Source organism: Kitasatospora sp. NPDC051853, assembly GCF_044452665.1.
Lineage (GTDB): Bacteria > Actinomycetota > Actinomycetes > Streptomycetales > Streptomycetaceae > Kitasatospora.
In genome coordinates, this window is the sequence record NZ_JBITBY010000009.1 from 362442 (window position 1) to 377222 (window position 14781).

General features: G+C 73.6%; 12 protein-coding genes. 6 read left to right on the plus strand and 6 right to left on the minus strand.

Annotation, left to right across the window (positions count from 1 at the left end):
• Window positions 1-134: 134 nt before the first annotated feature.
• The 5 genes from ACIA8O_RS26450 (at window position 135) to ACIA8O_RS26470 (ending at window position 5824) form a co-directional block, all read left to right on the plus strand.
• The gene (locus ACIA8O_RS26450; protein ID WP_396296465.1) at window positions 135-560 is read left to right on the plus strand and encodes an SSI family serine proteinase inhibitor; all 426 of its coding nucleotides are present in this window, start codon (window positions 135-137) and stop codon (window positions 558-560) included.
• 562 nt (window positions 561-1122) lie between these two features.
• Window positions 1123-1668 (plus strand): SigE family RNA polymerase sigma factor, encoded by a 546-nt coding sequence (locus ACIA8O_RS26455; protein WP_396296466.1) that lies wholly within the window; start codon window positions 1123-1125, stop codon window positions 1666-1668.
• A gap of 63 nt (window positions 1669-1731) precedes the next feature.
• Window positions 1732-2892 carry a hypothetical protein gene (locus ACIA8O_RS26460; RefSeq protein WP_396296467.1) on the plus strand — a complete coding sequence of 387 codons (1161 nt, stop codon included), beginning with the start codon at window positions 1732-1734 and terminating at the stop codon, window positions 2890-2892.
• Window positions 2893-2957: 65 nt separating this feature from the next.
• On the plus strand, window positions 2958-4601 hold the full coding sequence (locus ACIA8O_RS26465; protein WP_396296468.1) for a penicillin-binding transpeptidase domain-containing protein: 1644 nt from the start codon (window positions 2958-2960) through the stop codon (window positions 4599-4601).
• A 497-nt stretch (window positions 4602-5098) separates the two neighbouring features.
• Window positions 5099-5824 (plus strand): hypothetical protein, encoded by a 726-nt coding sequence (locus ACIA8O_RS26470; RefSeq protein ID WP_396296469.1) that lies wholly within the window; start codon window positions 5099-5101, stop codon window positions 5822-5824.
• Window positions 5825-5923: 99 nt separating this feature from the next.
• Here ACIA8O_RS26470 and ACIA8O_RS26475 read toward each other — a convergent pair whose 3' ends face one another.
• Window positions 5924-6898 carry a hypothetical protein gene (locus ACIA8O_RS26475; protein WP_396296470.1) on the minus strand — a complete coding sequence of 325 codons (975 nt, stop codon included), beginning with the start codon at window positions 6896-6898 and terminating at the stop codon, window positions 5924-5926.
• A 313-nt stretch (window positions 6899-7211) separates the two neighbouring features.
• Between ACIA8O_RS26475 and fxsT the strand changes: the two genes are divergently transcribed.
• Window positions 7212-9632 (plus strand): FxSxx-COOH system tetratricopeptide repeat protein, encoded by a 2421-nt coding sequence (gene fxsT / locus ACIA8O_RS26480; RefSeq protein ID WP_396296471.1) that lies wholly within the window; start codon window positions 7212-7214, stop codon window positions 9630-9632.
• Window positions 9633-9752: 120 nt separating this feature from the next.
• On the opposite strand, the gene ACIA8O_RS26485 is transcribed toward fxsT, so the two are convergent.
• From ACIA8O_RS26485 to ACIA8O_RS26505, 5 genes are all read right to left on the minus strand, one after another.
• Window positions 9753-10820 carry an ABC transporter substrate-binding protein gene (locus tag ACIA8O_RS26485; protein ID WP_396296472.1) on the minus strand — a complete coding sequence of 356 codons (1068 nt, stop codon included), beginning with the start codon at window positions 10818-10820 and terminating at the stop codon, window positions 9753-9755.
• Entirely contained in the window at window positions 10817-11566 is a 750-nt protein-coding gene (locus ACIA8O_RS26490; RefSeq protein ID WP_396296584.1) for a helical backbone metal receptor, read from the minus strand. Before ACIA8O_RS26490 ends, ACIA8O_RS26485 begins: the two co-directional genes overlap by 4 nt.
• A 464-nt stretch (window positions 11567-12030) precedes the next feature.
• The gene (locus tag ACIA8O_RS26495) at window positions 12031-12573 is read right to left on the minus strand and encodes an EF-hand domain-containing protein (protein ID WP_396296473.1); all 543 of its coding nucleotides are present in this window, start codon (window positions 12571-12573) and stop codon (window positions 12031-12033) included.
• Between the two features lie 119 nt (window positions 12574-12692).
• Window positions 12693-13355 (minus strand): response regulator, encoded by a 663-nt coding sequence (locus tag ACIA8O_RS26500; protein WP_396296474.1) that lies wholly within the window; start codon window positions 13353-13355, stop codon window positions 12693-12695.
• Complete coding sequence (locus tag ACIA8O_RS26505; protein ID WP_396296475.1) at window positions 13352-14560, minus strand: sensor histidine kinase; 1209 nt, start codon at window positions 14558-14560, stop codon at window positions 13352-13354. Before ACIA8O_RS26505 ends, ACIA8O_RS26500 begins: the two co-directional genes overlap by 4 nt.
• Between the last annotated feature and the right edge of the window lie 221 nt (window positions 14561-14781).

The window sequence follows — 14781 nt, forward strand, 5'->3', positions numbered from 1 at the left end:
GGGGACACCGGCACCACATCGGGTGAACAATCCGGCCGTCCCCGTGCGGCGGAGCGGCCGCGCCCGCGGGCCACCGGATACTCGGCAGGACGTGAGCATCCGTCAGTGATCGAAGATCGAACGGAGTCTTGACCGTGCGACGTTCCGCCCGCCCCTTCCTCCGCAGCGCCGTCCTCGCGGCGGTCCTGGCCGCGCTGGTCCCGGTCCTGCCCGCCGCGGCCCAACCACGGGAGGCCGGCCCCTCCGCCGGACTCGGGATCACCGTCCGGGACGGGATCGACGGCACCGTCCGGCACTGGACCCTCCGCTGCGGCCCCACCGGCCCGACCGGCGGCAACCACCCCGACCAGGGCGCGGCCTGCGCCCGACTGGTCGAGCTGGCAGGGGACTTCACCCCGCTCCGCAACGGTCCGGTCGGCGGCTGCCCGCGCATCTACGACCCGCGCACGCTGGAGATCAGCGGCTACTGGAACGGCGAGTTCCGCGAGTTCGAGGAGCACTACCCCAACCCGTGCCACCTGGAACGGCTGACCACCCCCCTGGTGCCGGCAACCGGCTGACCCGGCGTCAGCGCGTGTCCGAGCGGTGTCGGTGCCGTCGGTGACCGCGTCCGGGGGCCGGCGCCCGGGTACGTGAACCGGGTGCGGTGAGCCAGGTGGCGGGCCAGGGTGGGCGGGGGCGGTTCAGCCTGCGCGCCGGCCTGCTGCGCGGGGTTGGCGAGCACCGCGCGGACGGGCGCGGGGTTGCCGTCGGTGAGACGGAGCACAGGACGCGGACGGCCGTGGGTCCGGGGGTGCGGACCCGACGGGCGATCAGGACCGTGGCCGGGGCGGGCGACCTCGTGCCGCGGAGCCGCGAACGGGCCGACCGGGGATCGGCCGCTCCGCTCCGCCGGCAGAGCCAGGACATCGCGACCGAAGGCGTGCCCCTGGTCCCCCGGTAACCGGAGCAAGACCTCCTACGCCTTCCGCGGTCGACGTCTCCGGCGTCCCCGCTTCCGGAGGTCGGCCGCCGGAGCCACTGGCGTGTGCTGCACACCACACGCCCCTCGAAAATCTCGTGTGTAACGTTCGGACCTGGTCGGCCGCTCTGCTCATGTGTACGGACCGCTAGGGGGTGGGCATGGCAGGCAATCACGCCGCCGCAGAGACGAGGGACGCCGGGTTCCTTGAGCTGACGGCCGGGCGGACGGCCCAGCTGTACCGCTCGGCGTGCCTGCTGACGGGTGGGGACAGGTATCTGGCCGAGGATCTGGTGCAGGAGACGCTGGCCCGGATGTACGTGATCTGGCGGCGGCAGAACTCCTGGCTGACGGGTCGTTCGCGGATCGAGGATCCGGGGGCGTACGCGTACCGGGTCCTGGTCCGTACCTTCCTGGCGCACCGCAAGCGGCGGTCCAGCGGCGAGCTGCCGATCGGTGAGCTGCCGGAGGTGAGCGGCGAGGAGGGTGACAGCGCGCTGCGGCTGACGCTGCTCCAGGCGCTCGCGCAGCTGCCGCCGAAGGACCGGGCGGTGGTGGTGTTGCGGCACTGGGAGGACCGCAGCATCGAGGAGACCGCCGAGGTGATGCGGTCCAGCCCGGGCGCGGTCCGGACCAGGACGACCAGGGCGCTGGCCCGGCTGCGGGGCCTGCTCGGGGATTCGCTCAGCACGCTCGCGTCCAGCTGAGGCGCTTCCTTCCCGAGGTGATGGGGCCGATGACGACCACGACGACAGTGACGAGGCTTCCGCGTGTCGAGTGACCAGAAGTTCGAGGACGAGCTGACGTACGCCATGTCGCGCGCCGGTGAGGCGTTCCGCACCGAGACGATGCGGCTGGACCTGGCCGGGCTGGAGCGCGGCCGTAGGGCCTGGCGGCGGCGCAGGGCAGCGGCGGCCGTGGTGAGCGGTGCGACGGTGCTGGCCCTGGCCGGCGGGGCGGTGTACGTGATGGGCCCGGGAGTTCCGACCGTCTCGACCGGTCCGGCGGCGGCGCCGGTCACGGCCGAGCGGCTGCGGACGGTGCTGCGGGCAGCGCTGCCGGCGGGCTTCCTGGCGGAGGCGAAGGATACCGAGAGCCTGGAGATCACGGTCGACGGCGCCCGGGCCAATGTGCGCTTCGGCGGTAGCGCGATGGTCGGTCCGCTGTCGCTGTCGGTGGAGCGGAGGACCCCTGAAGCGGCGATGCAAGCGCGCGAGCTTCGGTGCGCGAACGTGCGGATCGGCCCGCAGGACGACTGCCGCACCGAGACCCTCACGGACGGGTCGAAGCTGATACTGGTTCAGGGGGCGGCTTCCGCCGACGGAGTGGAGCGAGGGTTGTCGGCCAGGCTGGCCGCCCCGGACGGGCGACTGATCGAGATCACCACGTCGAACAAGTCGGTCTCGCCGGGCGGGGCCGCGCTGCCGCTGACGGCCGATCAGGCGACCGCCGCCATGACCTCGCTCGCCTGGGACGCCGTGGTGGCCGACCTCCCGGTCGCCGCTTCGTCCGTTCAGCCGGTCTGGTTCCCGGGCGAGGAGGTCCTCGCCACCGTGGCCGGTCTCCTGCCGCACGGGCTCACTCCGGCCGACGCTTCCACCGGCAAGGCCGGGTACGTCGGCTTCACGGTGACGGACGGCGAGGGCGCGGGCCTGGTGGAGGTCGTCCTGGAGGACCGGCGGGGATACCTCGGGAACCCGCCCGCCGACTACGCCACCGCGCAGCCCCTGCCGGACGGCACCCGGCTGCTGGAGATTCGGAACGAGGGCTGGTGGACAGTCCAGGCGCTGCGGCCGGACGGTCTGGTGGTCATCGCTTCGGCTCACAAGAGCGCCGGCCTGCTACTGCCCGTCTCGCGCCAGCGTCCGCCGCTGACCATGGCCCAGCTGAAGGACATCGCGACCGCGGCCGTGTGGAAGATGCCGGGCTGAGCCGGCCGCGCAGGCGGGCGGGCACACATGTCGTTCGAACATACGTCATTCCAGGGGGAATCCAGATGCACAAGGGTGCCAAGGTCGGAATCGCCGTCCTGACGGCGTCGATGTTCACAGGGGGCGGCCTCGCCGCGTACAACCTGTGGAACGGGATCACCGGCGGCGCGAAGGGCTCGGACGGGACGTCCGCCGTGGCGCGCGCGGCGACGCCGGTGGCCGAGGCCCCGTCGGCCGAGACGGCCGCCAAGGAGGCGAAGGCGTTCCTCGCCGCCTGGGCGGCGGGCGACTACGAGGAGGCCGGGCGGCACACCGACCAGCCGGGAGCCGCGAACCTCGCCCTGGCCCGGTTCCGGGACGACCTCAAGCCGACGGCGGTGGCCCTCGTCCCGGCCGCCGCGACGGGCGCGACCATCGGGCCGGACGGCTTGACGGTGACCTTCAAGGCCCGGGTGGAGTTCGCCGGAGCGGCCCGCCCCTGGGAGTACGACGGCAGGGTCGCCATGGTGAAGCTGAGCGACGGCCGGGCCGTGGTGCGCTGGGACCCGAGCGTGGTGCACCCGAAGCTCACCTCCGCCGGGAAGGCGCTCGCGGTGCGGCCGGTCACCGCGTCGCCGTCCAAGGTGGTCGACCGGAAGGGCCGGCCGCTGGCCGAATTCCCGTCCATCGCGGCCCTGTTGGGCCAGGTGGACTTCGGCACGGCGGACGCGCCGCCGACGGACGCCGGCCAGGGGGTGGTGGTGACCCAGTCGGGCGGAGCGACGGCCGCCGAGCCCCTGTTCACCATCACCGAGCCCAAGAACGGGGAGCAGCGGAAGCTCACCATCGACGCCGACCTCCAGCGTGCCGCCGAGGCGGCCCTCAAGGAGCGGTCCGGGCCGGCCTCGATCGTCGCGATCGAGCCCAGCACCGGTCATGTGCTCGCGCTGGCCAACACTCCGGCATCCGGCCAGAACCGGGCCTTCACCGCCGTCATCGCCCCCGGCTCGACCATGAAGGTGGTCACCGCCGCCGCGCTGCTGGAGTCGGGCCTGACCCCCGACAGCCCGCTGGCCTGCCCGAAGAACACCGACGCCGGTGGCCGCCTGGTGTCCAACGACTTCCCGGACGCCCGGCCCGGCTACACCTTCAAGGACGACTTCGCGCAGTCCTGCAACACCGCCTTCATCGAGGCCGGGCGGGCCAGGCTCACCGCCGGAAGCCTGCCGGCCATCGCCAAGGACGTCTTCGGGCTCGGCCAGGTCTGGCGGACGGGCCTCAGCAACTTCGACACCAAGATCCCGGCCGAGACCAACGCCGAGCAGATCGCGATGGCGTACATCGGGCAGGGCCGGATCCAGACCAACGCGCTGGCGATGGCCTCGGTCTCGGCGACGGTGCAGAGCGGTGTCTTCCGGCAGCCGATCCTCGTCCCCGGCCTGCCCCAGTCCAAGGCCGCCCGCCGCCTCGACGGCACGGTCCTCGGCCAGCTGCAGTCGATGATGCGGCGCACCGTCCAGAGCGGCACCGCTGCCGAGGTCTTGGGCGGCATCACCGGCGCGGCCGGCAAGACCGGCACCGCCGAGGTCAACGGCCGGACGGCGAACAGCTGGTTCACCGGGTACCGGGGAAACCTGGCGGTGGCCGCCGAGGTCGAGGGCGCCGGCCACGGCTCGGCTGCCGCCGCGCCCGCGGTGGGCAAGCTGCTCCAGCTGGGCAACAACGGTTGAGCCGGCCCCGGCCCGGCCCCGGCCCGGCTCGGCAGAGCTCGGCAGGGCCGGGCCGTCGCCCATGGGGTGGGTCGTCGGCAGGTGGGGCAGTGGCCGGTCCAGGTGGCGATGAGGTGTTGGAAGAGGTCCGGGGTCTGATGGAAGGTCAGGCCCTGGACGGGGCTTTGGGTGGGTGCGCTGTTGGACGAGGAAGAGGTGGGCGGCGCTGACGAGGGCGATGTGGCGGTTCCAGCCGGTGTAGGAGCGGCTCTCGAAGTGGTCCAGGCCGGAGGGGTCTTCAGCTCCCGGTCGTCGTGTTCGGTGCGCCGGCGTGACTCGGCCAGGCACACGAGGTTCTCGGCGGGGATGCCGACGGGCAGGTCGGAGATCCAGTACTTCACCGGCTCGGCCTCGCCGCCGGGCCGCCGGGCCCCACGTCACATCGCTGATCACCCATCGGACAAGTACATCCGATCAACAGCTCACCCCATCGAGGAGGTATGCCCTAGCCTGCGGGGATGTCCTACGAACTCGACGCCGTCATCGGAGACTTCGGCCTCCTCAGGAGTCGGACCGCCGGGGTCCGAGGTGTGCACGTCGCCCCGCTGCGCCAGGGGATGGGGCTGGTGCCCGTCGCGGGGGCGCTGAGGTTCCCGGCGTTGGAGGAGACCCTCGGCGACTGGTCCGGGGAAGGGCCGGTCGCCCACGTCGAGGCGGAGTTCCACGGGGGAACCGGGCACCAGAGTGCCGCCCTGTGGCGGGCGGGCGTACGGGTGTGGGGTCCGGTCCGTACCCGGGACTTCACCGGCCCCCGGGAGACGTGGCCGATCAACGCCGCGCTGGCGCTGCTCGGTGTTACTCCCGGCGGCGCCGGGAAGACCGACCGGTGTGACCTGTTCCAGGAGGCGGGCCTCGGCTGGGAACGGGACACAGAGGGGTGGCTGACGGCCGGTCAGGCCGCCCTGTGGGCGGCGGACCACGACGAGTGGTACGCGGAGCACGAGCGGACGGAGCGGGCCGCCGCGGAGGCGGAACGGGCCAGGACGCTGCAGGACGTCCCGGCGGCGCTGGACGGCAAGGCGATCATGGACCTGCTCGGGCTGCGCCCGGGACCGCTGGTCGGAGCGGCCACACGGCACCTCAAGGAGCTGCACCTCGAACTCGGCCCGCTGACGGCGGAGGAGGCCGTGGCCCGGCTGCGGGCCTGGGCCGCCGAGCAGGGTGCGGAAGGGCCCGTAGCCTGACGGCGGCTCAGGCAGGGGTGTGGGGCACCGGGCCGGTGGAGGCGATTGCCTCACGATTGTCTGAGGGGTGTTCAGGTACGTGGAGCGGGTGCGGCTGTGTCAGCAACCCTCGGCGGTCGGAACGTCGAGCAGCCGCTGTACGGTCGCTGCCAGGCCGCCGTTGCGGGCGAACCACGGCACGCCGTCCAGGACGTGCTGCGCGTCCGTCGCGACGAACGCCTCGACGAAGGTGCGCAGGTCGTCGGACACGGGGTCGGTGGTGAGGCAGAGCCGGGCGAGGGCGGCCGCGATGCGGACGTCGCCCGGCTGGTCCGGGGCCGGCCACAGGGTGCCGGGCCAGTCGGTGGTGTGCGGGGTCGGGTGGTTGCGGGCGAGTTCCGCGCAGGCCAGTACGAGGGCGGCGCGAACGGCCGGTGCGGGCTCGGTGGTCAGCCGGTCCCGGAGGGCTGCGGTGATGTGGTCGGTGGGGCCCAGGGCCGTACCGAGGATGTCGGCGGCTGCGGTGCGGAGCTGTGGGTCGGGGTCGTGGAGGAGGGGCAGGAGCAGGTCGGTGTCGGCGGTGACGGCGATGCGGGACGCTTCCAGGGTCCAGTTCAGCAGGTAGCCGTCGGGGGAGAACCGGATGTCGGGCGTGACGGTCTCGAGGAAGTACTCGCGGGTGGCCAGGTGGTCGCCGTAGCGGGCCAGCGCGGCGGCGAGCCCCAAGGCGTCGGCGCGGCACGGGCGTTCCGGGACGACGGCCAGGCGGATGAGGAAGGGGACGGTCAGCGGTGCGCTCGCCCGGACCACGTAGTCGGAGAAGAGGAGGTGGAACAGGCCGGTCAACGCGCGGTCGACCGTTCCGGCGTCCGCGGAGCAGGCCTGAACGATCAGGTGCCTGGCGGGTACGTGGCCGCGCCGGTGGTCGCCCAGCATGAAGCGGGCCCACGGAACCTCGTCGAGCAGGAAGCCGTCCTTGACGCGCCGGGGCATCTCGGTGAGCACCTTGCGGGAGTCCAGCCCGGTGTCCCCGTAGATCCCCATCCCGTCCCTGTGCACCCGCTTCCAGTCGAACGCCACGTCGCCGTCGGCCACACCTGCCCCTTTCGAAGATCGACGGACCAGGGCTACCACCCGGCCCTGACACCTCGCCAGGCCACCCTTCCGGAGCGGTCGGTCCGGCGGTCCGGGTGTGTAACGGGTTGGTCGCTCCCACGGCCTCAGGGGAGGGTCGGTGGGTACCGTCCGAGGCGATGTCGTCGGCCGGTGGGGAGGGTCGTCCGTGGGATCCGTCGATGAGGGTGGCCGTGCCCGTTCCGGCTCGACGGCCGGTCCGCACGTCGGCGGCGGTCTCCCGGTCGTCGCGAGTGGTGGGAGGTCGGTGGCGGCGGGCAGCATCCACGGGCCCGTGACGATCAGCACCGGTGACGTCGTGCACGCTGCGCCGCGTACGCCTGCGCCATGGCCGCACCAGGTCGGCCGGATTCCCCCGCGGGCCGGCTCCTTCCAGGACCGGGCGGAGGCCGTGCGGCTGGCCGCGGTGCTGGAGGGCGGCGGGACCGCGGTGGTCGGCCCGGCCGGTGGGGTCCGGGCGGGCGGGGTGCTGACCGGGTTGGGCGGGGTCGGCAAGACGCAGCTGGCCGCGGACTACGCCCGCACCGCATGGGGCGCTGGTGAGCTGGACGTGCTGGTGTGGATCACCGCGGCCGGCACCGAGGCGGTCGTGGCCGGGTACGCGCAGGCCGGTGCCGAACTCCTGGGCGCCGAACCGGAAGTGGCGGCGCAGGCGTTCCTGGCCTGGCTGGAGCCCAAGCCCGAGGGGCGGCCGTGCCGCTGGCTCGTCGTGCTCGACGACGTTGCCGACCCCGACGACCTGCGGGGCTGGTGGCCACCGCAGAGCCCCCACGGCCGCACCCTGGTGACCACCCGCCGCAGGGACGCCGCGCTGGCCGGCGCAGGACGCCGCCTGGTCGAGGTCGGCCTGTTCACCGGCGACGAATCGCTCGCCTACCTCGCCGCCGCTCTCGCTGCCCACGGCCGGCAGGAACCAGAAGACGAACTGCGCTCCCTGGCAACGGACTTGGGGAATCTGCCGCTCGCACTGTCCCAGGCCGCCGCCTATCTGATCGACGCCGGTCTCTCCTGTGTCGCCTACCGGGCCCTGCTCGCCGACAGCGCCGGCCCCCTCGCCGACACCGCCTCGACGCCGCTGCCCGACGATCAGACCCATGCCGTCTCTGCGGCCTGGACCCTGTCGGTCGAACGGGCAAACGCCCTGCAGCCGGTGGGTCTGGCCGCTCCGATGCTCAGCCTCGCCGCGTTCCTCGACCCCAACGGCATTCCCGAGCCCGTCCTCACGAGTGCCCCCGCCCTCACGCACCTCGCGCTCACCCGCGGCCTCCCGGCTCCGGGACGTCGCCGTTGGTGGTGGCCGCGCCGGCGGCGAAGCGCTGCCGCTGTCACGCAGGCCGAGGCCGTCGCCGCCCTGCGGGTCCTGCACCGGCTCGGCCTCATCACCCACGACCCCGACACCGCCCACCAGGCCGTGCGCGTCCACCAACTCGTCCAGTGGGCCGTGCGCGACACCCTCGACCGGACCGGGCACGGCCGCACCGCCCACACCGCCGCCGATGCCTTGCTCGCGGCCTGGCCCGACATCGAGTACGACACCGCTCTGGCCCGAGCCCTGCGGGCCAACACCACCATCCTCACCAACCACGCCTCTGACACTCTCCACCAGCCCGCCGCCCACAAGGTGCTGTTCTGCGCCGGACACAGCCTCGGCGACAGCGGCCAGGCCGCCGCCGCCCGCGACTACTTCCAGCACATGGTCGACACCACCACCCACCGCCACGGCCCCGCCCACCCCGACGCCCTCGCCGCCCGGCACAACCTCGCCTCCTGGCGGGGCCAGGCGGGTGATGCGGTGGGTGCGGCAGCCGCGTTCGAGGAGCTGCTCGCCGACCAGCTGAGGGTGTTCGGCCCTGACAACCCCGACACCCTCACTGCCCGGCACAACCTCGCTTTCTGGCGAGGGGAGGCGGGTGATGTGGCGGGTGCTGTGGCCGCGTTGGAGGGATTGCTCGCCGACCGTCTGAGGGTGTTGGGCCCCGACCACCCCCAAACTCTCACTGCTCGGAGCAATCTCGCGTACTGGCGAGGGGAGGCGGGTGATGTGGTGGGTGCGGTGGCCGCGTTCGAAGAACTGCTCGCCGACCGCCTGAGGGTGTTGGGCCCCGACCACCCCGACACCCTCACCACCCGGCACAACCTCGCCTCCAATCGGGGGGCGGCGGGTGATGCGGCGGGTGCCGTGGCCGCGTTCGAAGAACTGCTCGCCGACCAGCTGAGGGTGTCGGGCCCCGACCACCCCGACACCTTGACCGCTCGGAACGAGCTCGCTCGCTGGCGGGGGGAGGCGGGTGATGTGGTGGGGGCCGCAGCCGCGTTCGAGGAGTTGCTCGCCGACCAGCTGAGGGTGTTGGGTCCCGACCACCCCGACACCCTGACCACCCGCCACAGCCTCGCCGCCTGTCGGGGGGAGATGGGTGATGCGGCGGGTGCCGTGGCCGCGTTGGAGGGACCGCTCGCCGACCGCCTGAGGGTGTTGGGCCCCGACCACCCCCAAACCCTCACGGCCCGGAGCAACCTCGCGTACTGGCGGGGGGAGGCGGGTGATGTGGCGGGTGCGGTGGCCGCGTTCGAGGAGCTGCTCGCCGACCGCCTGAGGGTGTTGGGCCCCGACCACCCCGACACCCTCACCACCCGGCACGACCTCGCCCACTGGCAGGGCGAGACGGGCGACGTGGCGGGCGCCGACGACGAGTGAGCACACGCACCGCAGGGACGACGGCACAGCCGCGACCTCGGCCGCTGTACATCACGTGTCTCGAGCACCGACAGCGCACCCGGCCAGGGGCCGAGTGCCCCTGCCCTCGGAGGATGCCGGTCAGCCCTGGTGGAGGACGCGGAAGCCGTCCGGTGCGGAGGGGTCGCGCTGCACGACCTGGACCGGCGGCCAGGCCCACTGGTGGACGCCGATGCCCGGTACGCGGTCGAAGCGGACGGTGCCCCGGGTGCCCTCCGCCGTGAGGTGGGGCAGGGCCGCGGTGAGGTGGGCGCGGTCCGTGCCGTGGGTGCGGAGTGCCTCGGCCAGGGCGGTCACGGTGTCGTGGCCCTCGAAGGCGACGAAGGAGGGGGCGGCGGCGAGGTGGTGCCGCAGCTGAGCCTCGGTGGCGGCCTGTCGGGGGGTGGGGTGTGCCGGGAGGTAGCGCAGGAAGGGCACCGCGTCGCCGTCCGGGCCCAGCTGTTCGGCCCAGTCGGAGAACTCGGGCTGCCCGGCCGGGGCACCGATCAACAGCCCGGCGAGGCGCGGGTCGTGACGGAGCGTGCGGACCAGCTGTGCCGCCCGGTCGGGGACGCTGGTCAGGAGCAGCAGCGCGGTCGCACCGCTGTCGGCGAGGGCGGCCGGGTCGAGGTCGGCGGCGGCCCATTCGGTGACGGTGCCGCCGTTCGGTGCGAGGTGGGAGCGCAGGACGGCGATGCCCGAGGTCCAGTAGACGCTGGGGTCGACCGCCGCCGCGAGGTGGCGGTGGCCGGCGGCGAGCAGGAAGTCCGCGAAGACGCGCCAACTGTGCGACTGGGCGGGCGCGATGCGGGCGACCAGGTCGGTGGGCCGGTCGGTGAGCGCGTCCAGGACGGCCGAGGAGCAGAGGAACGGCACCCCGAGGGCGTCGGCGCGGGCGGCGACGGCGCGGGCGACGACGCTGTGGTACTCGCCGACCAGGGCGGTCATCCCGAGGGCGGCCAGTTCCTCCACGGCGGCCTCGGCCCGCTGCGGATCGGCAGCGGTGTCACGGACCGTCAGTTCCAGGGGACGGCCGTGGATGCCGCCGGTGCCGTTCACCTCCCGCACCGCGAGTTCGATCCCGGCCAGCAGGTGCCGGCCGGCCTCGACCCAGCCGGGGCGGGAGAGCGGGGCGAGGGCGCCGATGCCGATGGGTGCGGGCGTGCTCACGGGGTGGTGCCTCCTTGGGCGTCCGGGTGGGGGAGGGCGTTGCGCAGTGCGGCGGTGAGGACCGCCGGGGCCTCGGCCAGGGACGGTCCGTACCAGGTGAGGTGACGGCCGCTCACCAGTGCGGCGGGCACACCGGGGAAGGCCTCCGGTCCGTCGTCGGCGGTGAACCGGTAGGGCTCGTCCGGGAGGACCACCAGGTCGGGCCGCTCGGCGCGGAGCTCCTCGATCGGGATGGCGGGATAGCGCTCGGGGTGGGTCGCGTGGACGGGCTCGACGCCGAGACGCCGCAGGACGTCACCGGCGAAGGTGTCCCGGCCCAGCACCATCCACGGCCGCCGCCAGATCGGCACCACGGCCCGGAGCGGGGTCGGTGCGGGCACGAGCCCGGCCCAGGCCTCCTCGGCCTCCGCCAACCAGAGGGGCGGGGACAGTTCCAGATCCTCCGTCAGCAGGTGCCGCAGCTCGTCGAAGGCCTGCGGCACGGACCGCACCTCGGTCACCCGCACCGCCACCCCGGCCGCGCGCAGCGCCGCGAGGTCGGCCTCGCGGTTCTCCTCCTCGTTGGCGATCACCAGGTCCGGGCGCAGGCCGACGATCCGCGCCACGTCGGGGTTCTTCGTCCCCCCGATCCGCGCCACGTCGAGGTCCCCGGGCTCACTGCACCAGTCGGTCACCCCGACCAGCAGCTCCCGCCCCGTCACCGCCACCGCCTCGGTCAACGATGGCACCAGCGACACCACCCGCATCGTCATGGCGCCACGCTACCCGCCCGCCGCACCGGACTGATCGTGTGGGCCGCCGCTCGACGGAGCAGCCCCGTCGGCGCCGCCCGCTCCGGGGCGGGGCCGGCTGAGGAACTGCACCAGGCGCGTCTCCGAACGGCCGATGCGCTCGCGCTCCCCGGTCGGTAGTCCTGCCAGGGCGTCGACGAGCGTTCGTGCTCGGGGGACGTGCACCATCGTGGCGGCGTAGGTCCGGCAGGCCGCGCACCAGGTGAGTCCGACGCAGCGCTCGAACGACGACGACCCGGGTGGGTGGACGCGGTAGTGGTACGAGCCGACGGGTGTCCGGCAGGTTCCGCAGCGTCGTTCGGCACCGTCGGCGAGGGTGTCCAGGGCCGCGGCCTTCGTCCAGTACGGTCGGCCGTCCGCTCTTCAAGTCGTCATGTCGGGCATTCTGCCAGGGCTGCCCGGGGTGCGTCGCGGTGCCGTCACTGCTCCGGGATGCGGCCGCACATGGCGTTGCCCGGGGCGGACGGGTCGGGGCTGATCCAGAACTGGGCCCAGAGGGTGGCGAATTCGGGGCGGCTGAGGTAGCCGTCGCCGTCCAGGTCGAGGAGGGGGAAGACGTCCTCGGTCTCGACGGGGCGGCCGTGCCAGAGGTCGACGAGGCGGCGGTGTTCCTCGCGGGAGATGCGGCCGTCGCCGTTCTCGTCCACGGCGTCGAAGACGGTGTCGGCGGTGGCGGTCACGGTGCCCCGGATGGCGGGGAGTTGGTCGACCAGGGCGAGCATCTCGTCCATGTCGACCCGGTCGTCGTGGTCGGTGTCGGCGACCGAGGCGAGGTGGTCCCACCAGCCGAGCAGGAAGGCCTCGACGCGGGCCCGGAGTTCGGGGCTCCGCTGCACGGCCGGGAGCCGGCTCCAGCGGACCACCAGGGACTCGAAGTCGGTCCTCCGCAGGTAGCCGTCGCCGTCCGCGTCGAAGGCGTTGAACACGTTGCGGAGCTTGCGCCGCTGGAACTCGTTGGCCATGGACGGGGACCTCCTCCGTGCGGAACCGATCTGGCGGCCACCCTAGGGACCGGCGTACGGGGGGATCCGAGGTTCGTACGGATCCCTTCGGTGGGCGGGCCCGGTGTGGTAACGGCCCGTCAGGCGGGGTGGGTGAGGCGGTTGTCGTAGGCGAAGATGACGGCCTGGATCCGGTCGCGGAGTTCGAGCTTGAGCAGGATCCGTCCCAGGTGGGACTTGACGGTCGCCTCGGCGAGGTGGAGCTCGGCCGCGATCTCGGTGTTGGACAGGCCGTGGGCGACCTGGAGGAGGACCTCGTGCTCCCGGGGGCTGAGCCGGGCCAGGCGGGGGTCGCGGCGGGGGCCGGTGCCGGTGGGGAGGTGGGGGCGGACGGTGTCGAGCAGGCGTCGGGTGATGCGGGGGGAGACCACGGCGTCGCCCGCTGCCACGGTGCGGATGGCGGTGAGGAGTTCGTCGGGCATGGTGTTCTTGAGGAGGAAGCCGGAGGCGCCGGCTTCGAGGCCGGCGAAGGCGTACTCGTCCAGGTCGAAGGTGGTGAGGATCAGTACCTTGGTCCGCGGGGAGGCCGTGACGATCCGGCGGGTCGCCTCGATGCCGTCCGTGCCGGGCATCCGGACGTCCATCAGGATCACATCCGGGTGCAACTCCCGTGCCAGTGCCACGGCTTGGGCGCCGTCCGGGGCCTCGCCGACCGGGGTCATGTCGGGCTGGTCCTCCAGGATCATGGTGAAGGCCATGCGCAGGAGGGCCTCGTCGTCGGCGATCAGGACGCGGATCGTCATGCCGGCACCGGCCCGCCGCCGAGGAGGAGGCGGGTGTGCACGCCCCAGCCGCCGCCCGGGAGCGGTCCGGCCCGCAGGGTGCCCCCGTAGGCGGCGGATCGTTCGCGCATGCCGGGCAGGCCGTGGCCGGAGGGAGTGGAAGAGTGGGAGGGCGGGAGGGCGGCGGGGCCGGTGTCGGTGACGTCCACGGTGACGGTGTCGGCGGTGCAGAGGACGAGGACCGTGGCGCGGGTGCCGGCGGGGGTGTGCTTGAGGGTGTTGGTCAGGGCCTCCTGCACCAGGCGGTAGACGGTCAGTTGGGCGGTGGCGGGTACGTGGTCGTGGCCGCCCTGCACCTCGACGTGCGTCGGCAGGCCGGCCGTGCCCATCTGCTCGGCGAGCGGTTCCAGTTGGGCGATGCCGGGGAGCGGGTGGCGCCGGGCGTCGGGTTCGTCGGTCCGCAGGACGCCCAGGGAGCGCCGCATGTCGGTGAGGGCCTGGCGCCCGGTCTCGGAGGTCCGGAGCATCGCGGCGGTGGCCCGGTCGGGCGAGCGGTGCTGCGCGTGCAGGGCGGCGTCGGTGAGGGCGACCATGACCGAGAGGTTGTGGGTGACGATGTCGTGCATCTCGCGGGTGATGCGCGCGCGTTCCTCGGCGACGGCCAGCCGTGCCTGCTGGTCCTGCTGCTGCTCCAGGCGGGCGGCCCGCTCCTCCAGCAGGGTCAGGTAGGCGCGCGTGGTGCGGACGTTGACGCCCAGGGCGGCGGCCGCGACGACCAGTGCGGTCACGGCGACGAAGGGTGTCAGGAAGGCGCCCTCCGGTGTCCAGCGCAGGCAGGCCAGCACGGCCCCGGCCTCGACGACGGTGCCCGCGAGGAGCGTGACCCGCCGGTCGGCGTGTGCGGCCACGGTGTAGAGGGCGACCAACAAGGCTACGGAAGCCGGGAGTTGGAGGTCGGCCAGCCAGGTCGCGAAGGCCGCGGCCGCCACCGCGCCGAACACCGCGAGCGGGGCCCGGCGGCGCCACAGCAGCGGAAGCGCGAGCGCGGTGGTGAGGGCCGCGGCCGCCGGGAGCTCCGGACGCCCGTGCGTGGTCAGGACGTTGAGCAGGAGCAGCGCCGGGAGGAGCGCGTCCACGAGCGGAGGGGGCAGTCGAAGCCTGCCGTGCCGGGCGTGGGCGCGCGGCAGGTGTTGGGCACTGCCGGGCTCGGTGGCCGCCTCGGTCATCACACGTTCCTGTCGGCTCGGTTCGGCGTCGTGCTCGGTGCTTCGGCACTTCGGTGCTCCGGTACTGCTGCCACGGTAGGGCCCGGGAGCGGCCCGCACATGCGCCCACCGTCTGATCGTGCCGCCCCGAGGTACGCCTCAAGGAGGAGCCGCGCCACCGACCGCGGTCGCAACGCGGCAGCTCACCGAGCCCGCACCGCTGCGACCGCGGGCGCAGCGGG